The sequence below is a fragment of the Streptomyces sp. NPDC057010 genome, assembly GCF_042673805.1.
In the GTDB taxonomy this organism is placed as follows: Bacteria; Actinomycetota; Actinomycetes; order Streptomycetales; family Streptomycetaceae; genus Streptomyces.
On sequence record NZ_JBHUSC010000005.1, the window covers coordinates 42,061 to 63,138 of the forward strand.

At 71.1% G+C, this 21,078-nt stretch carries 30 protein-coding genes; 11 read left to right on the forward strand and 19 right to left on the reverse strand.

Annotated elements, in window-relative coordinates:
- Positions 1–50: 50 nt before the first annotated feature.
- From ACFTXQ_RS07710 to ACFTXQ_RS07720, 3 genes are all read right to left on the reverse strand, one after another.
- Positions 51–587, reverse strand: coding sequence for a cysteine hydrolase family protein (locus ACFTXQ_RS07710; protein ID WP_382636857.1), 537 nt, complete (start codon positions 585–587; stop codon positions 51–53).
- A 173-nt stretch (positions 588–760) separates the two neighbouring features.
- Positions 761–976 (reverse strand): hypothetical protein, encoded by a 216-nt coding sequence (locus tag ACFTXQ_RS07715; protein ID WP_382636858.1) that lies wholly within the window; start codon positions 974–976, stop codon positions 761–763.
- Positions 977–1,198: 222 nt separating this feature from the next.
- Positions 1,199–1,360: a hydrophobic protein gene (locus ACFTXQ_RS07720; protein WP_382636859.1), complete on the reverse strand. Its 162-nt coding sequence runs from the start codon at positions 1,358–1,360 to the stop codon at positions 1,199–1,201.
- Positions 1,361–1,487: 127 nt separating this feature from the next.
- On the opposite strand from ACFTXQ_RS07720, the gene ACFTXQ_RS07725 reads away from it, so the two are divergent.
- The gene (locus tag ACFTXQ_RS07725) at positions 1,488–2,114 is read left to right on the forward strand and encodes a flavodoxin family protein (RefSeq protein ID WP_382636861.1); all 627 of its coding nucleotides are present in this window, start codon (positions 1,488–1,490) and stop codon (positions 2,112–2,114) included.
- A 39-nt stretch (positions 2,115–2,153) separates the two neighbouring features.
- On the opposite strand, the gene ACFTXQ_RS07730 is transcribed toward ACFTXQ_RS07725, so the two are convergent.
- The 3 genes from ACFTXQ_RS07730 to ACFTXQ_RS07740 form a co-directional block, all read right to left on the reverse strand.
- Positions 2,154–2,822, reverse strand: a complete 669-nt coding sequence (locus ACFTXQ_RS07730; RefSeq protein ID WP_382636863.1) for an HAD family hydrolase — start codon at positions 2,820–2,822, stop codon at positions 2,154–2,156.
- A 13-nt stretch (positions 2,823–2,835) separates the two neighbouring features.
- On the reverse strand, positions 2,836–3,801 hold the full coding sequence (locus ACFTXQ_RS07735) for an LLM class F420-dependent oxidoreductase (RefSeq protein ID WP_382636865.1): 966 nt from the start codon (positions 3,799–3,801) through the stop codon (positions 2,836–2,838).
- Between the two features lie 112 nt (positions 3,802–3,913).
- Positions 3,914–4,357: a MarR family winged helix-turn-helix transcriptional regulator gene (locus tag ACFTXQ_RS07740; protein WP_382636867.1), complete on the reverse strand. Its 444-nt coding sequence runs from the start codon at positions 4,355–4,357 to the stop codon at positions 3,914–3,916.
- Between the two features lie 130 nt (positions 4,358–4,487).
- Between ACFTXQ_RS07740 and ACFTXQ_RS07745 the strand changes: the two genes are divergently transcribed.
- Positions 4,488–6,119: an MFS transporter gene (locus tag ACFTXQ_RS07745; protein WP_382636868.1), complete on the forward strand. Its 1,632-nt coding sequence runs from the start codon at positions 4,488–4,490 to the stop codon at positions 6,117–6,119.
- A gap of 15 nt (positions 6,120–6,134) precedes the next feature.
- Here the strand turns inward: ACFTXQ_RS07745 and ACFTXQ_RS07750 are convergent, their stop codons facing one another.
- The gene (locus ACFTXQ_RS07750; protein WP_382636870.1) at positions 6,135–7,544 is read right to left on the reverse strand and encodes a PLP-dependent aminotransferase family protein; all 1,410 of its coding nucleotides are present in this window, start codon (positions 7,542–7,544) and stop codon (positions 6,135–6,137) included.
- 55 nt (positions 7,545–7,599) lie between these two features.
- Here ACFTXQ_RS07750 and ACFTXQ_RS07755 point away from each other — a divergent pair, with 55 nt between their 5' ends.
- From ACFTXQ_RS07755 to ACFTXQ_RS07765, 3 genes are all read left to right on the forward strand, one after another.
- Positions 7,600–8,817 carry an MFS transporter gene (locus ACFTXQ_RS07755; RefSeq protein ID WP_382637392.1) on the forward strand — a complete coding sequence of 406 codons (1,218 nt, stop codon included), beginning with the start codon at positions 7,600–7,602 and terminating at the stop codon, positions 8,815–8,817.
- Positions 8,818–8,887: 70 nt separating this feature from the next.
- Positions 8,888–10,024 (forward strand): ABC transporter substrate-binding protein, encoded by a 1,137-nt coding sequence (locus tag ACFTXQ_RS07760; RefSeq protein WP_382636872.1) that lies wholly within the window; start codon positions 8,888–8,890, stop codon positions 10,022–10,024.
- A gap of 84 nt (positions 10,025–10,108) precedes the next feature.
- Positions 10,109–10,615, forward strand: a complete 507-nt coding sequence (locus ACFTXQ_RS07765; RefSeq protein WP_382636873.1) for a cupin domain-containing protein — start codon at positions 10,109–10,111, stop codon at positions 10,613–10,615.
- Between the two features lie 18 nt (positions 10,616–10,633).
- On the opposite strand, the gene ACFTXQ_RS07770 is transcribed toward ACFTXQ_RS07765, so the two are convergent.
- Together ACFTXQ_RS07770 and ACFTXQ_RS07775 are read right to left on the reverse strand one after the other, a co-directional pair.
- Positions 10,634–11,293 carry a DUF4232 domain-containing protein gene (locus ACFTXQ_RS07770; RefSeq protein WP_382636874.1) on the reverse strand — a complete coding sequence of 220 codons (660 nt, stop codon included), beginning with the start codon at positions 11,291–11,293 and terminating at the stop codon, positions 10,634–10,636.
- A gap of 283 nt (positions 11,294–11,576) precedes the next feature.
- The gene (locus tag ACFTXQ_RS07775; protein WP_382636875.1) at positions 11,577–11,897 is read right to left on the reverse strand and encodes a hypothetical protein; all 321 of its coding nucleotides are present in this window, start codon (positions 11,895–11,897) and stop codon (positions 11,577–11,579) included.
- A gap of 339 nt (positions 11,898–12,236) precedes the next feature.
- Between ACFTXQ_RS07775 and ACFTXQ_RS07780 the strand changes: the two genes are divergently transcribed.
- The 4 genes from ACFTXQ_RS07780 to ACFTXQ_RS07795 all read left to right on the forward strand — a co-directional run bounded on the left by ACFTXQ_RS07780 (position 12,237) and on the right by ACFTXQ_RS07795 (position 13,920).
- Positions 12,237–12,482, forward strand: coding sequence for a hypothetical protein (locus ACFTXQ_RS07780; RefSeq protein WP_382636877.1), 246 nt, complete (start codon positions 12,237–12,239; stop codon positions 12,480–12,482).
- Positions 12,483–12,773: 291 nt separating this feature from the next.
- The gene (locus ACFTXQ_RS07785) at positions 12,774–12,947 is read left to right on the forward strand and encodes a hypothetical protein (RefSeq protein ID WP_382636879.1); all 174 of its coding nucleotides are present in this window, start codon (positions 12,774–12,776) and stop codon (positions 12,945–12,947) included.
- A gap of 63 nt (positions 12,948–13,010) precedes the next feature.
- Positions 13,011–13,625, forward strand: coding sequence for a TetR/AcrR family transcriptional regulator (locus ACFTXQ_RS07790; RefSeq protein WP_382636880.1), 615 nt, complete (start codon positions 13,011–13,013; stop codon positions 13,623–13,625).
- A 31-nt stretch (positions 13,626–13,656) separates the two neighbouring features.
- Positions 13,657–13,920, forward strand: a complete 264-nt coding sequence (locus tag ACFTXQ_RS07795) for a GlsB/YeaQ/YmgE family stress response membrane protein (RefSeq protein ID WP_382636882.1) — start codon at positions 13,657–13,659, stop codon at positions 13,918–13,920.
- 4 nt (positions 13,921–13,924) lie between these two features.
- Here ACFTXQ_RS07795 and ACFTXQ_RS07800 read toward each other — a convergent pair whose 3' ends face one another.
- The 8 genes from ACFTXQ_RS07800 to ACFTXQ_RS07835 are packed head-to-tail and all read right to left on the reverse strand — an operon-like array spanning position 13,925 to position 17,697.
- Positions 13,925–14,326 (reverse strand): gas vesicle protein K, encoded by a 402-nt coding sequence (locus ACFTXQ_RS07800; RefSeq protein ID WP_382636883.1) that lies wholly within the window; start codon positions 14,324–14,326, stop codon positions 13,925–13,927.
- Positions 14,316–14,534, reverse strand: a complete 219-nt coding sequence (locus ACFTXQ_RS07805; protein WP_382636885.1) for a gas vesicle protein — start codon at positions 14,532–14,534, stop codon at positions 14,316–14,318. The genes ACFTXQ_RS07800 and ACFTXQ_RS07805 overlap by 11 nt, the downstream gene beginning before the upstream one ends.
- Positions 14,531–15,382 carry a GvpL/GvpF family gas vesicle protein gene (locus ACFTXQ_RS07810; RefSeq protein ID WP_382636887.1) on the reverse strand — a complete coding sequence of 284 codons (852 nt, stop codon included), beginning with the start codon at positions 15,380–15,382 and terminating at the stop codon, positions 14,531–14,533. Before ACFTXQ_RS07810 ends, ACFTXQ_RS07805 begins: the two co-directional genes overlap by 4 nt.
- A complete protein-coding gene (gene gvpJ / locus ACFTXQ_RS07815) occupies positions 15,379–15,798 on the reverse strand; it encodes a gas vesicle protein GvpJ (protein ID WP_382636888.1) in 420 nt (139 codons plus the stop codon). Before gvpJ ends, ACFTXQ_RS07810 begins: the two co-directional genes overlap by 4 nt.
- Before the next feature lie 21 nt (positions 15,799–15,819).
- Entirely contained in the window at positions 15,820–16,068 is a 249-nt protein-coding gene (locus tag ACFTXQ_RS07820; RefSeq protein ID WP_382636890.1) for a gas vesicle protein GvpG, read from the reverse strand.
- 40 nt (positions 16,069–16,108) lie between these two features.
- The gene (locus ACFTXQ_RS07825) at positions 16,109–16,828 is read right to left on the reverse strand and encodes a GvpL/GvpF family gas vesicle protein (RefSeq protein ID WP_382636892.1); all 720 of its coding nucleotides are present in this window, start codon (positions 16,826–16,828) and stop codon (positions 16,109–16,111) included.
- A gap of 3 nt (positions 16,829–16,831) precedes the next feature.
- A complete protein-coding gene (locus tag ACFTXQ_RS07830; RefSeq protein WP_382636893.1) occupies positions 16,832–17,293 on the reverse strand; it encodes a gas vesicle structural protein GvpA in 462 nt (153 codons plus the stop codon).
- Positions 17,294–17,322: 29 nt separating this feature from the next.
- On the reverse strand, positions 17,323–17,697 hold the full coding sequence (locus ACFTXQ_RS07835) for a gas vesicle protein (RefSeq protein ID WP_382636894.1): 375 nt from the start codon (positions 17,695–17,697) through the stop codon (positions 17,323–17,325).
- A 154-nt stretch (positions 17,698–17,851) separates the two neighbouring features.
- Here ACFTXQ_RS07835 and ACFTXQ_RS07840 point away from each other — a divergent pair, with 154 nt between their 5' ends.
- Positions 17,852–18,955 carry a histone protein gene (locus ACFTXQ_RS07840; RefSeq protein ID WP_382636896.1) on the forward strand — a complete coding sequence of 368 codons (1,104 nt, stop codon included), beginning with the start codon at positions 17,852–17,854 and terminating at the stop codon, positions 18,953–18,955.
- A 3-nt stretch (positions 18,956–18,958) separates the two neighbouring features.
- Positions 18,959–20,014 (forward strand): SRPBCC family protein, encoded by a 1,056-nt coding sequence (locus ACFTXQ_RS07845; protein WP_382636897.1) that lies wholly within the window; start codon positions 18,959–18,961, stop codon positions 20,012–20,014.
- Between the two features lie 84 nt (positions 20,015–20,098).
- Here ACFTXQ_RS07845 and ACFTXQ_RS07850 read toward each other — a convergent pair whose 3' ends face one another.
- Positions 20,099–20,272, reverse strand: coding sequence for a CsbD family protein (locus tag ACFTXQ_RS07850; protein WP_382636899.1), 174 nt, complete (start codon positions 20,270–20,272; stop codon positions 20,099–20,101).
- Positions 20,273–20,641: 369 nt separating this feature from the next.
- On the reverse strand, positions 20,642–20,971 hold the full coding sequence (locus ACFTXQ_RS07855; protein ID WP_382636900.1) for a plasmid stabilization protein: 330 nt from the start codon (positions 20,969–20,971) through the stop codon (positions 20,642–20,644).
- Positions 20,972–21,078: the final 107 nt, after the last annotated feature.

The window sequence follows — 21,078 nt, forward strand, 5'->3', positions numbered from 1 at the left end:
GCGCCTGCCCGGAGTCCACCGGCGAAAACCGCGATCCGCCGCGGGGCGCCTCAGGACAGGGCCTGCGCGGCGGGCAGGATGCGGGCGGCCATGTTGATCTCCATCATGCGCAGGGCGGCGTCGGCCAGGTCCTGGTGGATGTGGGCGACGGCATCGCGGGCGACGGTGATCGAGAGGTGGCGGATGTGGGCGTCCAGGGCGGAGTAGAGCACGCACTGCTCCGTGACCTGCCCGCACAGGACGAGGTGCGACACGTCCAGCGTGCCCAACAGGTAGGCCAGCGGCGTCTCGTAGAAGACGGAGTGGCGGGCCTTGACGACGAAGTACGAGGTCTCGTCCGGGCGGACCGGTTCGACGAGCCGGTGGTGCGGGCCGGCGAGGGCCGCGTCCAGGATCTCACCGTGGTGGGAGCGCCACTTGCCGAAGTTGTCGTTGGCGTAGATCACCGGGATCGTCCGCTCGCGCGCCTGCTCCAGCAGCTTCACCACGGCGGGCAGCGCCCGTTGGACCGAAGGGATGAGGAGGTGCGCGTCGGGGTGGTCGTACGTGTTGAGCATGTCGATGACGACAAGAGCGGTCTTCCCCATGGGGTCAACCTTTCAGACCCGGCGCCGAGAGGCCGGTGACCTGGCCGTGTGCGGCGACGGGCCGCCCCGGTTCGGCGGTCGCGCGGCCCGCGGCTCCGCAAGCGCGGGGCCCCGCGCCGTCCCGCCGGGTCAGCGGCTGTCTCAGCGTCGGCGCACCGGCGCTGCGGCCTCCGTCACCGCTGGTCGTTGGCCTTGCGAGCGGACTTCTTCGTGTTCCTGTCCGCCCGGCGCTGCGCATCGGGGCTCGGGGTGAGGGCGTCCCCGGCCTCGCCCTCCTTGGAACGGGAGAGCACTGCTTCATCGGCTTGCCTGCGGGCCTCGACGTCGCCGCTTTCCCCGGGTGCCTTGGAGGGCGGGGTGGGTCGGGGGTTGTGCTTGGACTTGCTCATGCTGCCTCCGTATCTCGGCCGGCGTATGGGTCACTGGACGTCTCCGACCAGGATCCGGCCATTCGGCGCGTCCCGCATGCCGACGTTCCCCCGCAGCGCCTTCGGAAGCGGCTGCGGGGGCTCGCCCGGTCATGAGGTTTTCCCTTTGCGTTTTCCCTTGCGCTTTCCCTTTTCCGATTCTCTGCGCGGCGGAGAACGTGCGCCGAATCGGCCGTGGAGCAGCTACCAGCGGTACCAGCGTCCGCTACCGCTCTTGGGCCGGGCGACGAACCCGAGCAGCCAGATCACCAGGACCGCGATGGCGATCCACCAGAGGATCTTCAGTGCGAAGCCCGCACCGAAGAGAATGAGAATGAGCAGAAGAACGAGAAGCAGGGGAACCATGATTATCAACCTCCGAAACGACGTGTGCCCCGCCCTTCGGCTCTCACACCTGTGAATTCACGAGGCATCCCGCCGATTTCCCTCCGAAGCCCCGGATACGGGCCGGGCGTACGGGTAGCCGGGGACCATGAACACCGCAACGAACACTCCGCTGCGCGCCGTCGCGCTCGTCTGCACCCTGTCCCCCTCCCCCGCCCCGTCCAGCTCCCAGCTGTTGGCCGAGCAGACGATGGCGGCCCTCGGCGAACACGGCGTCACGGGCAAGACCATCCGGGTCGCCGACCACGACGTGAAACCCGGGGTGGAGACCGACATGGGCGACGGGGACGCCTGGCCGGAGATCCGGGACACGATCATGGGCTGCGACATCCTGATCCTGTCGACGCCGATCTGGCTCGGCCACCCGTCCAGCGTCGCCCAGCGGGTCCTGGAACGTCTGGACGCCGAGATCTCCGAGACGGATGACGAAGGCCGCATGCTCACCTACGGCAAGGTCGCCGCGGTCTGTGTCGTCGGCAACGAGGACGGCGCCCACAAGGTCAGCGCCGACCTCTTCCAGGGCCTGAACGACGTCGGGTTCTCCCTCGCGCCCAACGCCGTCGCCTACTGGGTCGGCGAGGCCATGCAGGGCACCGACTACCAGGACCTCGACAAGACCCCCGAGAAGACCGCCGCCACCACGCAGACCCTCGCCGCCAACACGGCCCACCTCGCCCGCCGGCTGAAGGCCGCCTCCTACCCGCCTTCCTCCTGACCGCGGGGCCGGCCGGGGTGCGCCGACGCTCCGGCCGGTTCAGGCGGGAAGCCGGGAGAACGGGCTCGTGTCGAGGCCCGCGAGGAGGTCGGCCGGGTCGCGGTAGACCGCGGCTGCTCCGGCCTCCTCGAGGTCTCCCCGGGGGATTCCGCCGCACAGCAGCCCGACGACGGCCACGCCGGCCCGGCGGGCTGCCTTCATGTCCCACACGGAGTCCCCTACGAACACCGCGCGTTCGGGCGGAACCTCGGCCAGTTCGAGGGCGTGCCGGACGGGGTCGGGCGCGGGCTTGCCCTGCTCGACGTCGTCGGAGGTCGCCGTGTCGGTGATGACGTCGTCCGCGCCGATGGCTTCGCGCAGAGCCTCGAGTTCCCTGTCCTTGGCCGAGGTGACGAGCAGGACCTTCCACCCGGCCTTCGCCAGTGCGCGCAGCAGTTCGGCGGCGGAGTCGAAGGCGGGCAGCCGGTCGAAGTACGTGGCGTACAGGGTGTCGTGGGCGGCGCTCATCCGGTCGTCGTCGGAGTGGTCCCGGTCCTCGCCGAGGAGGTGGTCGAGGAGGTCTTCGCCGGGCAGGCCGATCGCCCGGTGGACGGCGTGCATGGGTACCCGGTGGCCCGCTTGGTGCAGGGCTTCCCACCAGGACACGACGTGGAGGTGGTTGGTGTCGGCGAGGGTGCCGTCGACGTCGAAGAGAGCAGCGCGGTTCATGGGGGTGGCATCCTCACAGGTTCCGCAGGGCGGGCAGCAGTTTGGCCTCGGCCCACTCCAGGAACGGCGCCTGGTGGCCGCCACCGATCTGGATCAGGGCGACCTCGGTGAATCCCGCCTCCGCGTACGGCCGCACGGCGTCGACGAACGCTTCGACGTCGTCGCCGCACGGGACGGCCTCGGCGACGTCCTCGGGCCGGGTGTGCTGCGCGGCCTGCTCGAAGCCGACCGGGCCGGGAAGTTCGGCGTTCACGCGCCAACCTCCCAGGGCCCAGCGGAACTGGTCGTGGGCGCGGGCCACCGCGGCGTCGCGGTCGGGGTCGTAGCAGACGGGGAGCTGGCCGATCCTGGGTTTGCCCGCGCCTCCGTGCGCGTCGAACTGCCGCAGGAGCTCCGCCTCCGGTTCGGTGGCGATCACGAGGTCGCCGCGGCGGCCCGCGAGCTCACATGAACGGGGCCCCGAGACGGCGATCCCGATCGGGGGCGGCTCGTCGGGAAGGTCCCAGAGCCTGGCGTTCTCGACGTCGAAGTGCGCGCCGTGGTGGTTCACGTACGCGCCGGTGAACATCCGCCGGATGATGTCGACGGCTTCCTCCAGCATCTCCAGCCGCACGTGGGCGGCGGGCCAGCCGGCTCCGACGATGTGCTCGTTCAGGTTCTCGCCCGAGCCGAGGCCCAGGCGGAAGCGGCCCTCGGAAAGGATCTGCATCGTCGCCGCCTTCTGCGCGACGACCGCGGGGTGGTACCGGAAGGTCGGGCAGGTCACGTACGTCATCAGCGGGATCCGGGAGGTCGCCTGCGCGGCCGCGCCGAGAACGCTCCAGGCGTACGGGGCGTGTCCCTGCGACTCCAGCCAGGGGAAGGAGTGGTCCGAGATCACGGAGAAGTCGAACCCCGCCCGTTCCGCGCCCACCACATGGGACACCAGCTCACGCGGGCCGGCCTGCTCGGTCATCATCGTGTACCCGATTTGCACCATAGGCAGCGCCTAGCCGCCATCGGGCCGGGCCAAACCCTCCCGCGAGCACGAGCCTTCGTATGGCCCAGCGAAGGAGTGCCGCTCGGCCCCGGGCGCCCGCCCCGGGTCCGAGTCACTTCTCCAGTGGCTCGTGGCAGGCGGCCGAGACCGTCGACATCCAGACGAGGGCGGCCTCCCGCTGTTCCGGGGTCAGCCCCGCCTCGAGTTCGGCCTCCCGCTGCCGGACGGCGGGGAGCGCCTCCTCGTAGCGCGCGTTCCCGAGGTCGGTCAGGTGCAGCCGGTGCGTCCTGCGGTCGGTGGGGTGCGGGGAGCGGGTGATCAGGCCTTCGCGCTCCAGGGCCGTGAGCATCTCGTTCGCGGCCTGGCGGGTGCTGCCGACCGAACGGGCCAGCTGGGCAACGGACATGCCCGGGGAGGTCCTGACCATCCGGAGGGTCGCGAACTGCGGGACGGTGAGCCCGAACCCTTCCAGCTCGGCGCCGATCGCGGCCCGCATGCTCAGCCAGGTGTGGCGGACCACGAAGCTCAGCACCGTGCCGTGACTCTGCTCGCCCATGTGGCGTCCTCCAGAAGGTGATTGACAGGAACTTGACGACTTTGCCGCGATGGCCAGACCGTCAAGTACTTGACGATCATATGCCGCGCCACAGCCGCGCCGGAACCCTCTGATCCGAAGGCAGTCACGCATGTCATCCACGTCCGCATCCACGTCCGCAACTTCCGTACCGCCCAGGCCGGGACCGGCCCGCCGTCGGCTCATCCTCGGGGTCCTCGTCTTCGCCCAGCTCCTCATCTGGCTCGACGGCACCATCCTGTCCACCGCCTTCGAAACGCTCTCCGACCCCGCCCGGGGCTTAGGAGCCACCCCCGGTCAGCTCCAATGGGCCACGGGCGCCTACACACTGGCCTTTGCCGGCCTGATGTTCACGGGCGGTGCGCTCGGCGACCGCTTCGGCCACCGCAACACCCTCCTGGCGGGCATGGCCCTGTTCGGCGCCGCCTCGGCCACCGCCGCCTACGCCGCCACTCCGGCCCAACTCATCGCCTCACGTGCGGTGATGGGCGTCGGCGCGGCCCTGCTCGTCCCGGCCACCATGGCGGTGGTCAGTTGGACGTTCGAGCCCGCCGAGCGGCCGGCGGCCTTCGGCACCCTGTCGTCCTTCGCCGGCGTCGGCCTCGCCGCGGGGCCGATCCTGGCCGGGGCGCTGCTCTCGGCGTTCTGGTGGGGCTCGGTGTTCCTCGTCAACGTGCCCGTCGTCATCCTCGGCCTCGGCTTCATCGCGCGGTACGTGCCCAACTCCCGCAGCCGCCAGGTCAGTCGCCTCGATCCGGCGGGGCTGGTCCTGTCGACCGGCGGCCTGGGCCTCCTCGCGTACGGCCTGATCCGCGCGGGCCAGGACGCGTCCTTCGCGCAGCCCCGGGTCTGGGGCTGCACGGCCGCGGGCGTCGTGCTGATCGGGGCGTTCGTCGTCGCGGAGCTGCGGATCGCCCACCCGAGCTTCGACCCCCGGCTGCTGGCGCAGCGCCGGTTCGCCGCGGGGAACATCACCCTGATGATGGTCTTCATGGCCCTGACGGCCGGATCCTTCTACCTCGCCTTCTACCTCCAGGGCGCCCGCCAGTTCTCGGCGATGCAGGCCTCGCTCCTGGGGCTCCCCGGAGCGCTCGGCGTGGTCGTCGGCTCGCCGATCGCCGTCCGGCTGGCCCGCCGGACGTCCGTGCGGCTCGTCTCCTCGGTCTCGCTGGCCGTCGCGGCCCTGGCGATGGGGTCCTTGGCCGTGTTCGACGCGACCACGCCGATCGTCTGGTACTCGGCGGTCATGCTGGTCCAGGGCGCCTCGATCGGCATGGTCATCGCCCCGGTGACGGGCGCGGTACTGGGTTCCCTCCCGCTGGAGCGGTCCGGCGCGGGCAGCGCGGTCAACAGCACCCTGCGCCAGACGGGCAGCGTGCTGGGCATCGCGGCCGGCGGCACGATCACCTCGATCGTCTACCGGCACTCGATCGAAGGCTCCCTGACCGGCCTCCCGGACCCGGTGGCGCAGCAGGCCCGGGTTTCGGCCGAGCTCGCCCGGCACGCGGCTGCCGCCACGCACGACACGGGGCTCGCCGGAGCGGCCGATGCCGCGTTCTTCCACGCCATGCACGTCGGTGCGCTCTGGACCGCGGGCTTCGCGCTGATCGGCGCGGCGGTCCTGGTGGTCGGCTTCCGCCCTGACCGCCGTACGAAGTCCGGGATCCCGACGCCCGCAACGGACCCCGCTCCCACCCGGACCCCGCTCCCGGCGGCTGCGCCGCGGCAAGGACGCACGGAGTAGGCGCGATGACGGGGGCTACCGGCCGGTCCTGAGCAGGCCGCCGACCGCCGCGATGCCCGCGGCGATGGCGCGTTCGCCGACATCGCCGAAGCCCAGGACCAGCTGCACCGGCTGCGTCGCACGCGAGGAGCGGCACGTGCTCATTCCGTGGAGGCCGACGGAACGGGCCCGGGCGGCGGCGATGAGGTCCTGCTCGTCGGCCGGTCCGTCGAGGTGCGCGACCGCGTGGAAGCCCGCGGCGAGGCCGGTCACCCTGACCTCGGGGGCGTGTTCGGCGAGCGCCGCCACCAGGGTCGTACGCCGTGCCGCGTAGGTCGTCCGCATGCGGCGCAGGTGCCGGTCGAAGCGGCCGGACTCGATCAATCTCGCGAGGGCGAGCTGATCGAGCGTGGGCGATCCGCGGTCGTTCATCTGCTTGTGGTCGGTGACCGGCTCGGTGAGCGCGGGCGGGCAGAGCATCCAGCCGATGCGCAGCGCGGGCGCGAGGGACTTGCTGACGGTGCCTATGGAGATCACGCGGTCGGCGGCGAGTCCCTGCAGCGCGCCCACCGGCTCCCGGTCGTACCGGAATTCGGCGTCGTAGTCGTCCTCGATGACGACGGCGTCCCGGCTCCTGGCCCACTCCAGCAGGGCGAGCCGCCGCTCGGGGGCCAGAACGACGCCGGTGGGCCACTGGTGGGCGGGGGTCACGACGACGGCTCGGGCGTCGGTCGCCGCGAGCGCCCGCACATCGATGCCGCGCCCGTCGACGGGCACCGGGATCGCCGTCAGGCCCGCCGAGGCGGCGGCGGAGGTGACCGTGGCCGGAGAGCCCGGGTCCTCGTACGCCACCGTACGGACACCCGTCCCGGCCAGGGCGCGCAGGGCCAGACCGAGGCCCTGCGCATAGCCGGAACACATCACGATCCGTTCCGCATCCGCTGCGGCGGCCCGCACCCGCCGCAGATAGGCGGCGAGGACCTCGCGCAGGGCCGCACTGCCGCGCGGGTCTCCGTAGTCGAGGGCCGTCGTCGGCATCGTGCGTGCCGCCTCGCGCGTGGCCCACAGCCAGTCGGCGAGCGGGAAGCCGCTCAGGTCCGGGACGCCCCACCTGAAGTCGGCCACCAGTCGGGGCGCCGCGGCGGGCGGGGACGGGAGCGCCGGCGGTGCGCCCGCGCCCGCGGCGACCCGGGTGGCGGAGCCGACGCGCGTGACGAGGTACCCCTCGGCCTGGAGCTGGGCGTAGCACTCCTGCACCAGTCCCCGCGACAGCCCCAGCATCCGGGCCAGTTCACGGGAGGACGGCAGCCGTTCGCCGACCTGCAGCCGCCCGGTCCGGATCGCGTCCCGCAGCCGCAGTTCCAGCTGGGACCGCAGCGGCTCGCCGCTGTCCCGGTCGATGACCAGCAGCAGATCGGGGGACAGACCGGACCACTCCAGAGGCATGGAATTGGAGCTTACCGGTGGTCCGATCGGCCTTTAGCTTCGTCTCGTGACCAGGATGATCAACTCTCAAGCCGGGGAAGCCGGTTCGCGTCCGCCCCTGATGACGCGGCCCCTGCTGCTGCGTTTCGTCTCGATCACCGGTGCCTCGACCAGCTTCTACCTGCTGCTGTCGGTCGTCCCCCTCTATGCCGAGGCGTCCGGTGGCGGGGGCCGCGGCAACGCCGCAGGGCTCGTCACGGGTGCGCTGATGCTGGCAACCGTCCTGGGTGAACTGGCCGTTCCCCGATTCGTCGCCCGCTACGGTTACCGCCTCGCGCTGGTGGCGGGGCTGCTCCTCCTCGGTGCGCCGGCCCTGGTGCTGACCGCCTCCGGGGGCACGGTCTGGATCACGGCGGTCTGTGCCGTGCGCGGGCTGGGCTTCGCGTTCACGGTCGTCGCGGGTGGTGCTCTGACGGCGTCGCTGATCCCGCCCGAGCGCCGGGGTGAAGGGCTGGCACTGGTCGGCATCGTGTCCGGGGTCCCGTCGCTGGTGGCCCTGCCGCTGGGGGTGTGGCTGGCAGCGCGGGTGGGGTACGGACCGGTCTGCATCGCCGGCGCCGCGGCCGCGCTGGCCGCCATCGTCTCGGTGCCGGGGCTGCCGGACCGCGAACCGGCCTCGGGACGGTCCATCGGGGTGCTGGCCGGGTTCCGGACGGCCGCACTCCTGCGGCCCACCGTCGTCTTCTCGGCCACTGCGCTCGCTGCCGGAATCATCGTCACCTTCCTTCCCCTCGCCGTGCCGACGGCGTCCGCCGGTGTCGTCGCCGTGGCCCTGTTCGCCCAGTCCGCGGCAGCCACCGTGGCGCGCTGGGCCGCGGGCCGGTACGGCGACCGGCACGGTTCGGCCTCGCTCGTCCTGCCCGGCCTGGCCGTCGCCGCGGCCGGAACGCTGCTCATCTCGCTGACCCGCAGTCCGCTCGCCGTGGTCGTCGGCGTGGCCCTGTTCGGGGTCGGCTTCGGGGTCACCCAGAACGCCACGCTGACGCTGATGTACGCCCGTGTTCCCGCGTCCGGCTACGGCACCGTCAGCGCCCTGTGGAACTTCGCCTACGACGCGGGCATGGGGGTGGGGGCCGTCGGGTTCGGGGCGCTCGCGGGCCTGACCGGCTACCCGTGGGCGTTCGCCCTCACCGCAGTACTGATGCTGACAGCCCTGGCACCGGCGCGGATGACGGGCACGGGGCGGGGCGCCCGAGGCGGCCGTGCTCGGCTCGGTTACTCTCGGCGGCCCTGACGTTATGACGCCAACTCTGCGATCCAGGGGTCGGATGACGACCGGATCGCCACTCGGGAGACGCCACAGCATGCACACGCCACCATCGTCACCCCGCGGAGCGGGGCGGGCCGACGGATCAGCCGTCCGGATCGGCGCGCTCGTTCCGCTGACTCGGCCCGGCTGGGTCGAGGCGGGCCACCACCTGCTCGCCGGGATGGAGTTGGCCGTTCGCGAGGTCAACGACAGCGGCGGGATCGCCGGAAGACCACTTGAGCTGGTGGTCCGGGACACCGCGGCCGATCCGCAGCAGGCCGCGGCGGCCGTGGACGAATTGGCCAGCCTGGGCGTGGCCGCGCTGGCCGGCGAGTACCACAGCGTCGTCGCGCGCGCCGCAGCCGCCAGGGCCGACGCCCTCGGCCTGCCGTTCCTCTGCTCGTCAGCGGTTCTCGACGCCCTCACCGACCAGCCGACGGACCGGGTCGCGCGCCTCTCCCCGCCGCAGTCCCGCGGCTGGCGGGTCTACGCGGACTTCCTGCTCGGCGCCGGTCACAGCCGTATCGCCGTGGCGACCCAGCCGAGCGTCTACTGGGCGTCCGGGACGCGCATCCTGCGTGACCACCTCGCTCCGCGCGGCGGCACCGTCATCGAGCTCGACGTGAGCGCGCTCACCCCCGCGGCCCTGTGCGAGGAACTCGTCGACAGCCGGGCGACAGCCCTCCTCCTCCTGGTCGGCCATCCGGATCCGGCAGTGCCGATCGTCACGTCCGTCCGTCGCGACCGGCGCCTCGCGGAGATCACGATCGGTGCTCCGGCAGGACAACCGGAGTTCGCCGAATGGGCCGCGTCGCTGGGCGACCACAGCGCCGCGATCCCGTTCCTGCGCTACCTGCCCGAGCACCTGACCCCACTCGGTACACGAGTCGAAAAGGCCCTCCGCGAGCGACTGGCCCAGGCGCCCTCCTTCGTCGCCTTCGAGGGCTACGACACGGTCGCCGTCCTCGCCGATGTGCTGCGTTCCCACGGCGTGGACCGGGCGCGCACCGCCGAGGGCTGGCCGCGCGTCGCAGTCGAGGGCACACGCGGTCGGATCCGGTTCTCCCGCATGCCGGGCATCAGCGTGTGGCAGTGGGCTCGGACGCCGGTGCAAGTCGTCGACCGGGATCCGGCGAAGCCCGATCGCTTTCGGATCCTCCACACCGATTATCTGCCGCAGTCCGATGTCTGAATGTGCAGCAAATTCGTCATTGTCGGCAGTCCGCGAAAAGGCAACGATGGGGGCGTAACGAACCACAGAACACGAGGAGACATCATGCACGGCAAGGCGAGAAAAACATCCGTGGTTGTGGCTGTCATGACTTCGGCCGCCTTGCTGGCGTCCTGCTCGTCCGGCGCGGGGGCGCAGGACGGCAAGGAGACCGCCGCGGCGGCGAGCCCGGTGAATCAGGCCCGGTCCGAGTTCCTTTCCTTCCCCGCGCCCACCCGTACGTGGAAGGAACTCCCGGATTCCGGCGGTGTGAAGTACGCGAACGTGCGGGGAGATCTCGCCGGGAGCGGAAATTACGAGGCGTTCGTGTCCTTCCCCGCGGGGAAGGACAACCCGGAGCATTTCCACAAGCAGGACCTTCCCACGGTCGTGCTCAAGGGCACCTTTTACGCGGAGATCGACGGAAAGCGCGTCCAATACCCCGCCGGCTCCTACTACAGCCTTCCCGCCGGCAAGCCGCACCTGAGCGGTTGCGAGAAGGGAGAGGACTGCCTGCTCTTCCAGTACCAGCAGGACCACTTCGACCTGGTGCCGACCAAGGCCGGGAAGTAGCTCCCGGCCCCGCGCCCGTCAGGAGGGCTTGGTCGCCGAGAACGCGGTGACGGTCGCCTTGTTGTCGCATTCGGCGAAGACGCCGTCGTCCATGGCGATCTGGTGCGAGCCGGCGCCGGGCACGCCGATGACGAGCGTGGGGAAGCTGGCCGGCGTCGCACCGGATGCGCAGTAGCCGTCGGCCTCGCCCTGGACGTTGACGAAGGTGAGCTTCGTCCAGGCGCGGGCGCCGGGGGCCAGGGTCACCGTGGAGGCCGAGCCGCTGTGGGTGACGGCGAGCGGGAGGTTCTTTCCGGGCGAGCCGTTGCCCGCGCCGGCGACCGTCGGGAATCCGTGGAGGGTGCAGGGCTTCGTCGAGGTGTTGGCGACGGACACGATGGCCGCTCCTGTGCCCGTACCCGGGGGGCGGACCTCGGCCTGGTGCGCGTCGGACATCTTGATCTGGTCGATCGTGCAGGCCTTCGTCCCGCCGCCCGTGCCGCCGCCCGTGCCGCCGCCGGAGGGGGAACCGGGGCCGGTGGGCGTCGGCTTCGCCGGCTCCGAGCCCACGGGAGGCGTCGAGGGCTTGCCCACCGCGCCGTCGTCGCCGGCCGGTGTGCAACCCGCCATCAGGGCGGTGACCGCCACCGCCGTCACCAGCGCCGCCGCGGTCCGGCGGACACCCGTCGTGTACTGCATGATCGCTCCCGAGGCTTACGACCGGTCCCGAACCGGCACTCGTCGCCGACCACACCATCGCGCCCCACTCGAGTTCCCCGCGGCGCCAGGCTGTTGCGGTTCCGTGACGCGACCAGGACGTACCGAACCGCGCACACCCGCCGCGGCTGCTCAGGCTGGAGCTGACCTGCCGCTCGCCGCCCTGCTGGTCGCGGTCACCGCACGCGCGCGGGTGCACCACGTGGTCAGCGTCCTGTGCGTCCTCGGGGCCGCCGCGCAGCACCGGCCCCGGCCGCGACGCCGACTACCACTGGGGTCCGCAATTGGGGAGGAAGGGCTTCTTCTCGCACACCGGAGGGGCGGGATACTTCGGCGTCGCGATCGTGTGGGGGATGTAGTAGGGCAAGCTGCCCTTCGATTTGGGCACGGACGTGCGCGGAGAGCTGTCGGAACCGCCGTCGGCGACCACGGTCGCCGAGGAGGAGGGGGCGGCGACGGCCGCGGAGGCAGCGGTCGCGAGTACGGGACCGGAGGCCAGGGCGGTCAGGAGCAGCCCTGCCGTCGTCCCGACCTTCCAGCCCCGTCGGTGGTGCGCATCTGCCGGGTTGCCGAGTTTGCCAGCCATGGGAACGTTCCTTCGCAGTGCGGGCAGGGCGGCGTTCGGCCCTGCAGTCGTGGAGGCGAGGGCAGTGGAACCGGCCTCGCGCTGTGCGCCGCGATCGAAGCGGACACCTCTTCAGTAGGCCCGGGTGGACCGCACCCGGTCACGTCGCGGAAAGACGTGTCTTGACGACGACGGACATCCGGGCTGACGGCGCCGGAAGCGCGTCGACGGTATGCCCCACCGCATGCGGTCCGCCCTGTCAAACCACGAGATGACGTGACTGGATCCGCTGAGCGCTCCGCCGTTCTCTGAAAGCCACCCCCGGATGTGACCGGGGGAAGGAAGGAAAGGAGAACGGTCGTGTCCGACTATGACGAGCACCCCACGACCGACGCGAGGCGGCGTTGGATCGCGGCAGCGATCACGGCCCTGGCGTTGGCCTCCGGAGCGGTGACGGCACTGCTCGCACCGGCGCAGGCGCACGCGCAGGGGCTGGCGCAGGCCCCCGCAACGGCCCACAGCGACCATCCGACCACGCTCGGCCTCATCAGGCCCGTCCCCGGAGCGCTCAGCCGCAACAACGAAACCGTCCTCACCCGCCACTGAGGTACCCGGGCCCGTGGGCGCCGACCGGCTCCGCGCCGCGACCGTGTACCGGATGCGGGGGCTGTTGCGTGCGGCCCTCGACGGGGGCGAGCACGCCCCACCGCCGTCCGATCCACCACCGCGCGTGGGCGGTGCTGGTGCGGACCGGGGGCCCCGACCATCCGGAGCCGGCCACCGCGCTGGCTGGAGGCCGAGGCGCTGTTCCGCAAGGCGCCGGCAGCCACGATGCGGCGCTGAGCGACTGACCCTCCCGGCCTCGGGTAGGAGACATACGTACGGGGAGGTGCGGACATGAGTGCCGGCGAGAAGATGAAGGCCAAGGCGGAGCAAGTGATCGGGAAGGCCGTGAGGAAGGCGGCGCACGCCCTGGGAAAGGAGACCACTGCGGCCAAGGGCGCCGCGCTGGAGGCCCGCGGCAAGGGCCGGAGCGCGAAGGAGAAGGGCAAGGACGGATTCGGGCTCTGACCCCTTGGAATTACGGCTGCCCCTTGCGAGCGATAGGGTATTACTCGCGAGGAGGAGGCTGTCATGGGTGAAGCTACGACAAGCCCCCGCGAACGATATCGCCGGCAGGTGCGCGCGGAGATCAAGCAAAGGGCGTGGGAGCAGATCGCCGTTGCAGGGGCGTCAGCGGTGTCCCTCAATGCGATCGCCAAGCACATGGGTCTGAGCGGAGCCGCGCTTTACCGGTATTTCACGAGCCGCGACGAATTGGTCACCGAACTCGTCGGGGACGCCTATCACAGCCTGGTCGGCACGTTCCGGGCGGTCGCGGCGCAGGGCGACGGCGACCTCTCCGCCTTCGCCCGCGCACTGCGCGAGTGGGCCCTCGACGATCCGCAGCGGTACTTCCTCGTCTACGGCACGCCCGTTCCCGGCTACCGCCGCCCCGCCGATGTCGCTGTGATCGCGTCGGAGATCATGGGGCTCCTCCTCGAAGCGTGCGCCGCGCTGCCCCTGAACGCCCCCGCGACGCCGTTCGAGGCGCACGTGGAGAACCCCGAGGCCCTCCACCTGGCCGTCTCGTTCTGGTCCCGGCTCCATGGCGTCCTTTCCATGGAGCTCGGCGGCCACTTCACCGGTATGGGATTCGACCCTGCCGTGCTCTACCAGTCCGAGCTTGACCTGCTGTCGGCCCACTGACCGCCGGCACGCATAGGAAACGAGGCGCGTCATGGGCATCATCGGATGGATTCTGATGGGACTGCTCGCCGGAATCATCGCGAAGCTCCTGATGCCGGGCAAGGACCCCGGCGGATGCATCGTCACCCCACTCATCGGAATTGCCGGCGGCCTTCTGGGCGGATGGCTCGGCAAGGTCATTTTCGGAGTCGATTCCATCGACGGCTTCTTCGAGATCTCCACCTGGGTCGCCGCCATCGTCGGCTCCCTCATCCTCCTCGGCCTCTACCGTCTCGTCGCCCGGGCCAGGGACTGAAACGTCAGTCCCGGGGCAGCAGCGGCCCGAGTGGCCCGAGGTCGAGGTTGAGGTCTTCCAGTGAGTAGCCGTGCTGGGCGCACAGGTCGGCGAGGCTGTCGTGGAGCGCGAGCAGGGTCGCTCCGAGCTCCTCTTCCTGTGCGTCGGTGAGGTCGCCCGAGTCCACGCGGCGCAGGGCTTGGCGTTCGATGAGCTGGCGCAGGAGCTCGACGACGGTGAGAACCAGCTTGAGGAGGTCTTCTCCGACGGTCTCGGGGTCGGTGTGGAGGTGGTGGGCGGGGCGGGGCGGTCGGTCGTGGGCGGACGGGGGCGCCTGGATGAGGCGGAAGGCGTTCGACAGGCTGTCGCCCACGTCGTGCAGGCTCCCGGAGCGCGGGGGCGGGGGCGAGGAGTGCTCAGGGTTCACTGCGGCTCCCGTCCTGCGCCCGGCCGGGGGTCTCGGAGCTGACGGAGACGATGAGGGCGCGCAACGAGATGCGGACGAGGTCGATGTCGGCGATGGACAGCACGATGTCACCGGTGATGACCACACCGCCGCTGAGGAGCCGGTCGAGGAGGTCGACGAGGGCCACCTGACGGTCGGGAAGGGGTGCTCCGCGTTCCGTGAGGGTCATGGTGGCGGCTCGTGGGCGTCGGCAGGGCCAGGCGGGTCGGCCGGTGGCGTGGCGAAGGAGTACGGGGCCCAGGGGCCCGTCACCTCGATGCGCAGGTCGGGGAAGCCGCGGGCGGCGTCGGCGATCGCGGCCCGGAACTCGCCCGCTTGCTCGTCGGGGACCAGGTAGGCGTCATTGAGCACGTTCTCCTGCGGGCCGGTGAGGGCACCGCGCTGGGGTGCGTGGCGCACGCGGAGGGTGGCGTGACGGGCCGCGACCGCTTCGATGATCTCGGCGGCCTGCCGCGCTTGGTGGTGGACGGCTTCGCGGGCGTCGTGCTGGGCCCTGCGGGCCTGGAGGTAGGCCTTGCCCGGGCTGGTGGGGGCCGGGGGCGCGGCGGGAGCGTCCGGGGGCCGGGAGCCGGCCGTCGCCGGGTCGAGATAGATCTTGACGCCGTATTCGGTGTGGTCGCGGAGCTGGTCCAGGCGCCGGCTGAAGGTGGCGTGCTGGTCGCCGAGGGCTTGCCGGGCCCGGTGGTCGTCCTGGTAGACGGTGGCCATGCGCAGGGGCAGCACGGAGGCGTGGGCGGCTACGGCCTGGACGACGTCGTGGTGCGTGCGGGCGACGTACTCGAGCCACCGGAGGTCTTCGAAGTGGTCCTTGAGGGCGGTCTCGTTGAACTCGCGCTCGAGAACGTCGCCGACGACGAAGGCGAGCGGGAAGGACACGCCGGCGGGCGCCGCGCCGCCCGGGGTCAGGAGGCGGACGGGTGCCTCGCCGATGCCCCGCAGGCCGGCGAGGGCCTCGCCCAGGGCGTCGGTGGGCCGGGTGACGGCGTAGACGTAGGTGAGGCGGTCGGGGCTGTTCACGGCCCGCTCCCCCGTCGCCGGTCACCCGGCCGGCCGCCGGGCTCTTCGCGCGGGGCGGCCTCCTCGTCGGGCTCCGCTCGTCCGAGCCTGCCGCGGAGGTCTTCGAGTTCGGCGCGCAGGCGGCGGTTCTCCTGTTCCAGCGGGCTGCCGGTGTGCCGGGTGGACAGGGAGGGGTCGTGCTCCCACCAGTCGATGCCCATCTCCTTGGCCTTGTCCACGGAGGCGACCAGGATGCGGAGTTTGATGGTCAAAAGTTCGATGTCGAGGAGGTTGATGCGGATGTCGCCGGCGATGACGATGCCCTTGTCCAGGACCCGCTCGAGGATGTCGGCGAGGCTGGACGAGGAAGTCTGCCCGTACGGCATGGGCGCGCGGGAGGCGAAGGCTCCGGGTCGGCCGGGCAGGGATTCGGTCACGGTGGCGCTCCTGCCGTGTGCTCAGGGGAGCCGGCGGCGGAACTCGGCGATCTCCGCCAGCCGGTCGATCAGCTCGTCCTCCTCCTGCTCGAAGGTCTCCTCGTCGATCTCCCCGCGCAGGAGTTGCTGCTCCAGTTCGGCCAGGCGGCGCCAGACCAGGGCGGGGTCGTAGTACTCCTCCTCGGCCTTGTCCACGACGCGTTGGGCGACCCAGGTGACGGCGCGGACCGGTGCGAGGGGCAGCGTCAGCAGTTGGGTCAGCAGTCCCATGGTCCGCCTCCTCTCCGGTCGGTCGGGGTGGCCGGTGTGGTTACCGGACGAAGCTGTAGGGCGGCAGGGGGCCGGAGAACCGCAGGTCGATGCCGCTGCCGATCTCGCCCGCCAGGTTGGCCTGGGCGGTGCGCAGGCCGTCCTCGTGCTCGTTGGGCACGAGGAGGGAGAGGTTGAGGAAGTCGGCCCCCGCCGGGGGGTGGTTGAGGTGCTCGCGGGAGAAGGGCACGAGCGCCTCGGTCAGGCCGGCCGCCAGGGTCTCCTGCCGTGCCTGCACCTCGCGGGCGACCATTTCGCCCAGGGCGAGGGGCAGGCCCGGATCCCGGTCTCCGCCGCGGATCCGGTCGTTGAGGTCCCTGGCCTCGGGCACGTCCTCGAGGATCTGCTGCAACAGCGGCGCCTCATCGGCCTGCGAGGCCCGCACGTGGTACTCGGCGCAGCCCTCCAGCCGCTCGAGCGTGGCGAGGTAGCCGGCCGCGTCGGACTCGAGGGCCTGGCGGACGGCGAGGTCGTCGGGGGCCGTGTAGCCGAACTGCAGGGGCAGGATCACCCCGTCGGCCATGAGGAGCTCCTGGACCTCCTGGTGGGCGTTGAGGTCCCGGCGCTTGGGCCGGATCTCCTCGGAGACCTCGCTCACCACCGCGCACAGCGCCCCTGCGGTGACCGTCCGCAGCGGGGCGGGGTCGGAGCCGACGCCGCTGACGCCCTCCAGGCGCAGGGGGTGGTCCTTCGCGGTGATCGAGTACACGTAGAGCGGCATCGGTTACTCCTTCTCCCGCCGTGCGGGGCGCCGGGCGGGGCGCCGCCTGGGCGCCCCCTCCTCCTGCTCTTCTTCTTCCTCTTCCCTTTCCCTGCCCTTGGAGGATTTGCCGGTCAGGGAGTCGGTGACGGCCTCCACGGCTCCGCTCAGTGCCCCCTTGCTCTTTCCGCGGGCCCCGCCTTCGAGCATGTTGCTCATGACGTCGGGCAGCTGTGCGGGGGCCTTGCGGCCCGCTTCGAGGTCGAGGCGGTTGCAGGCCTCGGCGAAGCGGAGGTAGGTGTCGACGCTGGCGACCACGATCCTGGCGTCGATCTTGATGAGTTCGATGCCCACCAGGGAGACGCGGACGAAGACGTCGATGACCAGACCGCGGTCGAGGATGAGCTCCAGGACGTCGTAGAGGCTGCTCGTGCCACCTCCTTGCCCTCGGGCGATGGGGCTGCCGCCCTGCGGCACCATGGTCATGGCGCCTCCTTCCGCCGGCGGGCCTGCTCTCAGGTCGGCCGGTCGATCATGCCGCGGGTGTAGCGGCGGGTGCGTTCGTAGGAGATCAGCTCGCCTTCCTCGTCCAGCGCGACCCGGTAGCTGGCCATCACGCTGGTCGTGTCCGGGATGCGTTCCAGTTCCACCACCTCCACCTGCGCCTCCCAGCCGTCCTCGGTGGGCTTGAGCGAGGAGACGGAATCGGGGTGCCGGCCCAGGAGTTCGGCCAGCTGTCCGGCGGCGGCACGCATCGCCGCCGCGGCGCCGGACGCCCCTGGGCGCCGCCCGGACGCAGCAGGTCTCGCCGGTCGTCTGTCGTGCTGTCCGCCCTCGCCGGTGGTGCGCGAAGAGGTTCGCCGGGGGCGCCCAGGTTCCGCTGCGGCCATATACCACTCCCTTGGGGAGACGGCCTCACAGAAACTAGAATGTCACCAAATATGCACATAAGTCTTGCGTCGCGGGTAGAGGCTTTCGTGAAGCCTCCCCGCTGGACCTGCGGGCGGCATCGAAAGTCCGTACGTGCCCTGGTAGGGGATGATCATGGAGGACACGACCAAGATCGCGCTCGCAGCCGCTGTGGCTGGGGGCTACATACTGGGCCGGGCCAAGAAGGGCCGTCTGGCGTTCACCATGGCGACCTATCTCGCCGGCCGCCGTTTCGGGCTGGAACCCGGACAACTGCTCAAGGAAGGCGCTTCCCGGCTCAAGGAACTGCCGCAGTTCGCCGACCTCGGCGAGCAGCTGCGCGGGGAAGCGCTCGACGCCGGCCGGCAGGCGCTGACCGCCGCGGCCAACCGCAAGCTCGCCGACCTCGCCGGGTCACTCCACGAGCGCACCCTCGAACTCAACCGCGGCGGCACGGGCCGCAGTCAGGACCAGGAGGACGAGGAAGAGGAAGAGGAAGCCGAGGACTACGGCGAAGAGGACGAGGACGAAGAGGGCTACGCCGAGCCCGAGGGCGAGGCGGACGAAGAGGAAGAGGAAGAAGAGGAAGAGGAAGAGGGCGAGGAGGAACCGGAGGAAGAGGCCGAGGAGGAAGAGGAGGAGGAACCCGAGGAAGAGGAAGAAGAGCCGGAGGAAGAGCCTCCCGCGCCGCCGCGCCGAACCCGCACAACGGCCCGCACGCGACCCCGTAAGAGCACCACCTCCTCCGCCCGCACGGTGGGGCGGCGTCCGGCCGCGGCCAAGAAGACAGCAGCCGCCAGGAAGACAGCGCCCGCCAAGAGGGCCGCACCGGCCAAGAAGGCTGCGCAGGCCAAGAAGACCGCACCGGCCAAGAGGGCCGCGCCTGCCAAGAAGTCAGCCCCCGCGAAGAAGGCAACGGCGACGGCGACGGCAAAGAGGGCAGCACCGGCCGAGAAGGCCGCGCCCGCGAGGAAGACGGCGGCGCGGAAGGCCGCCGGCGGGAAGCCCGCGGCCAAAGCCGCGCCCGCCCGCAAGAGCGCCACCTCCAGGACGGCACCCGCCAGGAAGACAGCGGCGAAGAAGACGAGCACCGCGCCGCGCAAGAGGGCGTCGAGCCAGGGCCCGGCGCGCGGGAGCGCCGCCAAGAAGACCGCCGCCAGGAAGACCACCGGCCGCAGCCCGGCGCGCAAGACGGCCGCCAAGAAGACCGCGGCCCGCAAGCCGTCCACGCGGAGGTAGGCCATGGCAACCTCACAACGCTCCCGTTCCCAGGAGTCCGCCTCCGGGATGGACCAGCTGCTGAAGGAACTGACCGGATACCTCGCCGCCCAGGCCGACAACCTGGCCGACAAGGCCACCGACAAGATCTCCGACCTCACCGACCAGCTCTACGACGTCGCCGACAACGGCGGCAGCCTCTCCGACATCGGCGGCATCGGCGGCCGCCTCGTACAGGGCGACTCCCCCCTGAAGGCGATCGCCGGCCAGACCCTCGGAAACCTCAAGGACAAGGTGTCCGACACCGTCTCCCAGGCGTTCGGAAAGGGCCGCGGCCGCAAGAGCGGTGGCGGCAAGGTCGTCAACATCGTCGAGGCGATCGACGTCGGCCTGCCGCTGCGCACGGTCTACGACCACTGGACGCAGTACGAGGACTTCAGCGGGTTCGCCAAGGGCGTCCGCGACGTCTCCCAGGACGACGACACCACCAGCGACTGGAAGGTCAAGGTCGGGCCTTCCACCCGCAGCTGGAAGGCGACCGTCCAGGAACAGGTACCGGACGAGCGCATCGTCTGGAACTCTCAAGGTTCCAAGGGCACCACCCGCGGCTGCGTCAGCTTCCACGAGCTCGCCCCGTCACTGACCCGTATCGTCATCGTGGTCGAGTACCACCCCTCCGGACTGTTCGAGAAGACCGGCAACCTGTGGCGGGCCCAGGGCCGCCGCCTGCGCCTGGACCTCAAGAACTTCCTGCGCTACGCCATGCTCGCCACGGAAGAGCCCGAAGGCTGGCGCGGCGAGATCCGGGACGGCGAAGTCGTCCGGACCCATGAAGAAGCCCTCGAGGAAGAGCAAGCGGAGGGCGAAGAAGACGGCGAAGGCGAATACGCCGACGAGGACGAGGACGAGTACGCGGACGAGGACGAGGACCAGGGGGAGGCAGAGGAAGGGGACGAGGAATACGCGGACGAAGACGAGGAAGAGCCGGAGGAGGAACAAGAGGAAGGCGAGGAGGAAGAGGAGGACGAGGACGAGTACGAGACCTCCCCGCCTCGCCGGCGCCGACGCGGCGGCTCGTGACGCCCGCGGGCAACGGCAGCCGTACATGAGGGCCGGCAGGAGCGTCTCCCACCGGCCCTCACCCCCTGCTCACCTCGCTCGGCATCAGTGCTTGAGCGTGTCCTTCGCCTTCTGAACGGTCTGCTTGGCATCGCCCAGCGCCTGCTCGCCCCGCCCCTTGGCCTCCAGGCTCTCGTTCCCCACTGCCTTGCCCGTCGTCTCCTTCATCTTGCCCTTGGTCGTCTTCGCCACGTTCTTGACCTTCTTGCCTGCGCCCATTCTTCTCACCTCCACGCCGCTCGGGGCATGGGCGTAGTTGTATCAACCTGGCATCTACCCCGAAAGACGCATAACACGCCATCCAAGCCGACAGGAGGCATTCGCGATGCATGCCCTGAGGCGACGCATCCGCAAGAGGAGCAGGCGTCGTGCCCTCGCTCGCTGGGCCCCCCGGTCCGTCGCCCGCCGGATGCTCGTGCGGCTGGCGTTGTGGGGGGCGCGACTGACGATGTGGGGCATGCGCCGGGCGCTCCGGCGTCTGCTGCGCGCCGCGTTCCTTGCCCAGCCGTGCCCCGGCTCTTGAACCCGCACGGGCGACGCGCCCGGGCGGGGGCCCGCCGCCTGCGCAGCGGGCCGGCCCGAGCGGGTTCAGCGACCCAGGGCGTTCTTGAGCTGCTGCTTCGTCATCGTCGAGCGGCCCTCGATGTTGCGCTTCTTCGCCTCCTGGTACAGCTCGTCCTTGGTGCGCTCCGAGGAACCGCCTCCGCCCCCGGACTTCTCACCGCCCCGCTGCGAGGCCGACTTGCCCTGGGTGGAGCTGCGGCTGGCCGTCTTGCTCTCCCCCGCCCGGGCGCGTTCCTTGTTCACCGTGCGGGAGGCCATCTCCTTCGCCCGGCCCTCGGACATGCCGCGCTTCTCGCCGGACTCCTTGATGTGCTCGTACTGCCGCTCACGCTTCGCACTGGAACCTCTGGGCATGGCGCACCACGCTTCCCTTCCTGACGTTGACGCTGTCGTGTCACCGACATGCTGTGCGCGCCCGGAGGTCCACGCACCTTTACGCGGCCAGACGAGCGGCTCCTGTC

Excerpts from the sequence above, each read along its gene's own strand:
- ACFTXQ_RS07710 (WP_382636857.1), bottom strand. The coding sequence starts at position 587 with ATGGGGAAGACCGCTCTTGTCGTCATCGACATGCTCAACACGTACGAC.
- ACFTXQ_RS07715 (WP_382636858.1), bottom strand. The coding sequence starts at position 976 with ATGAGCAAGTCCAAGCACAACCCCCGACCCACCCCGCCCTCCAAGGCA.
- ACFTXQ_RS07720 (WP_382636859.1), bottom strand. The coding sequence starts at position 1,360 with ATGGTTCCCCTGCTTCTCGTTCTTCTGCTCATTCTCATTCTCTTCGGT.
- ACFTXQ_RS07725 (WP_382636861.1), top strand. The coding sequence starts at position 1,488 with ATGAACACCGCAACGAACACTCCGCTGCGCGCCGTCGCGCTCGTCTGC.
- ACFTXQ_RS07730 (WP_382636863.1), bottom strand. The coding sequence starts at position 2,822 with ATGAACCGCGCTGCTCTCTTCGACGTCGACGGCACCCTCGCCGACACC.
- ACFTXQ_RS07735 (WP_382636865.1), bottom strand. The coding sequence starts at position 3,801 with ATGGTGCAAATCGGGTACACGATGATGACCGAGCAGGCCGGCCCGCGT.
- ACFTXQ_RS07740 (WP_382636867.1), bottom strand. The coding sequence starts at position 4,357 with ATGGGCGAGCAGAGTCACGGCACGGTGCTGAGCTTCGTGGTCCGCCAC.
- ACFTXQ_RS07745 (WP_382636868.1), top strand. The coding sequence starts at position 4,488 with ATGTCATCCACGTCCGCATCCACGTCCGCAACTTCCGTACCGCCCAGG.
- ACFTXQ_RS07750 (WP_382636870.1), bottom strand. The coding sequence starts at position 7,544 with ATGCCTCTGGAGTGGTCCGGTCTGTCCCCCGATCTGCTGCTGGTCATC.
- ACFTXQ_RS07755 (WP_382637392.1), top strand. The coding sequence starts at position 7,600 with ATGATCAACTCTCAAGCCGGGGAAGCCGGTTCGCGTCCGCCCCTGATG.
- ACFTXQ_RS07760 (WP_382636872.1), top strand. The coding sequence starts at position 8,888 with ATGCACACGCCACCATCGTCACCCCGCGGAGCGGGGCGGGCCGACGGA.
- ACFTXQ_RS07765 (WP_382636873.1), top strand. The coding sequence starts at position 10,109 with ATGCACGGCAAGGCGAGAAAAACATCCGTGGTTGTGGCTGTCATGACT.
- ACFTXQ_RS07770 (WP_382636874.1), bottom strand. The coding sequence starts at position 11,293 with ATGCAGTACACGACGGGTGTCCGCCGGACCGCGGCGGCGCTGGTGACG.
- ACFTXQ_RS07775 (WP_382636875.1), bottom strand. The coding sequence starts at position 11,897 with ATGGCTGGCAAACTCGGCAACCCGGCAGATGCGCACCACCGACGGGGC.
- ACFTXQ_RS07785 (WP_382636879.1), top strand. The coding sequence starts at position 12,774 with ATGAGTGCCGGCGAGAAGATGAAGGCCAAGGCGGAGCAAGTGATCGGG.
- ACFTXQ_RS07790 (WP_382636880.1), top strand. The coding sequence starts at position 13,011 with ATGGGTGAAGCTACGACAAGCCCCCGCGAACGATATCGCCGGCAGGTG.
- ACFTXQ_RS07795 (WP_382636882.1), top strand. The coding sequence starts at position 13,657 with ATGGGCATCATCGGATGGATTCTGATGGGACTGCTCGCCGGAATCATC.
- ACFTXQ_RS07805 (WP_382636885.1), bottom strand. The coding sequence starts at position 14,534 with ATGACCCTCACGGAACGCGGAGCACCCCTTCCCGACCGTCAGGTGGCC.
- ACFTXQ_RS07820 (WP_382636890.1), bottom strand. The coding sequence starts at position 16,068 with ATGGGACTGCTGACCCAACTGCTGACGCTGCCCCTCGCACCGGTCCGC.
- ACFTXQ_RS07825 (WP_382636892.1), bottom strand. The coding sequence starts at position 16,828 with ATGCCGCTCTACGTGTACTCGATCACCGCGAAGGACCACCCCCTGCGC.
- ACFTXQ_RS07830 (WP_382636893.1), bottom strand. The coding sequence starts at position 17,293 with ATGACCATGGTGCCGCAGGGCGGCAGCCCCATCGCCCGAGGGCAAGGA.
- ACFTXQ_RS07835 (WP_382636894.1), bottom strand. The coding sequence starts at position 17,697 with ATGGCCGCAGCGGAACCTGGGCGCCCCCGGCGAACCTCTTCGCGCACC.
- ACFTXQ_RS07840 (WP_382636896.1), top strand. The coding sequence starts at position 17,852 with ATGGAGGACACGACCAAGATCGCGCTCGCAGCCGCTGTGGCTGGGGGC.
- ACFTXQ_RS07845 (WP_382636897.1), top strand. The coding sequence starts at position 18,959 with ATGGCAACCTCACAACGCTCCCGTTCCCAGGAGTCCGCCTCCGGGATG.
- ACFTXQ_RS07850 (WP_382636899.1), bottom strand. The coding sequence starts at position 20,272 with ATGGGCGCAGGCAAGAAGGTCAAGAACGTGGCGAAGACGACCAAGGGC.
- ACFTXQ_RS07855 (WP_382636900.1), bottom strand. The coding sequence starts at position 20,971 with ATGCCCAGAGGTTCCAGTGCGAAGCGTGAGCGGCAGTACGAGCACATC.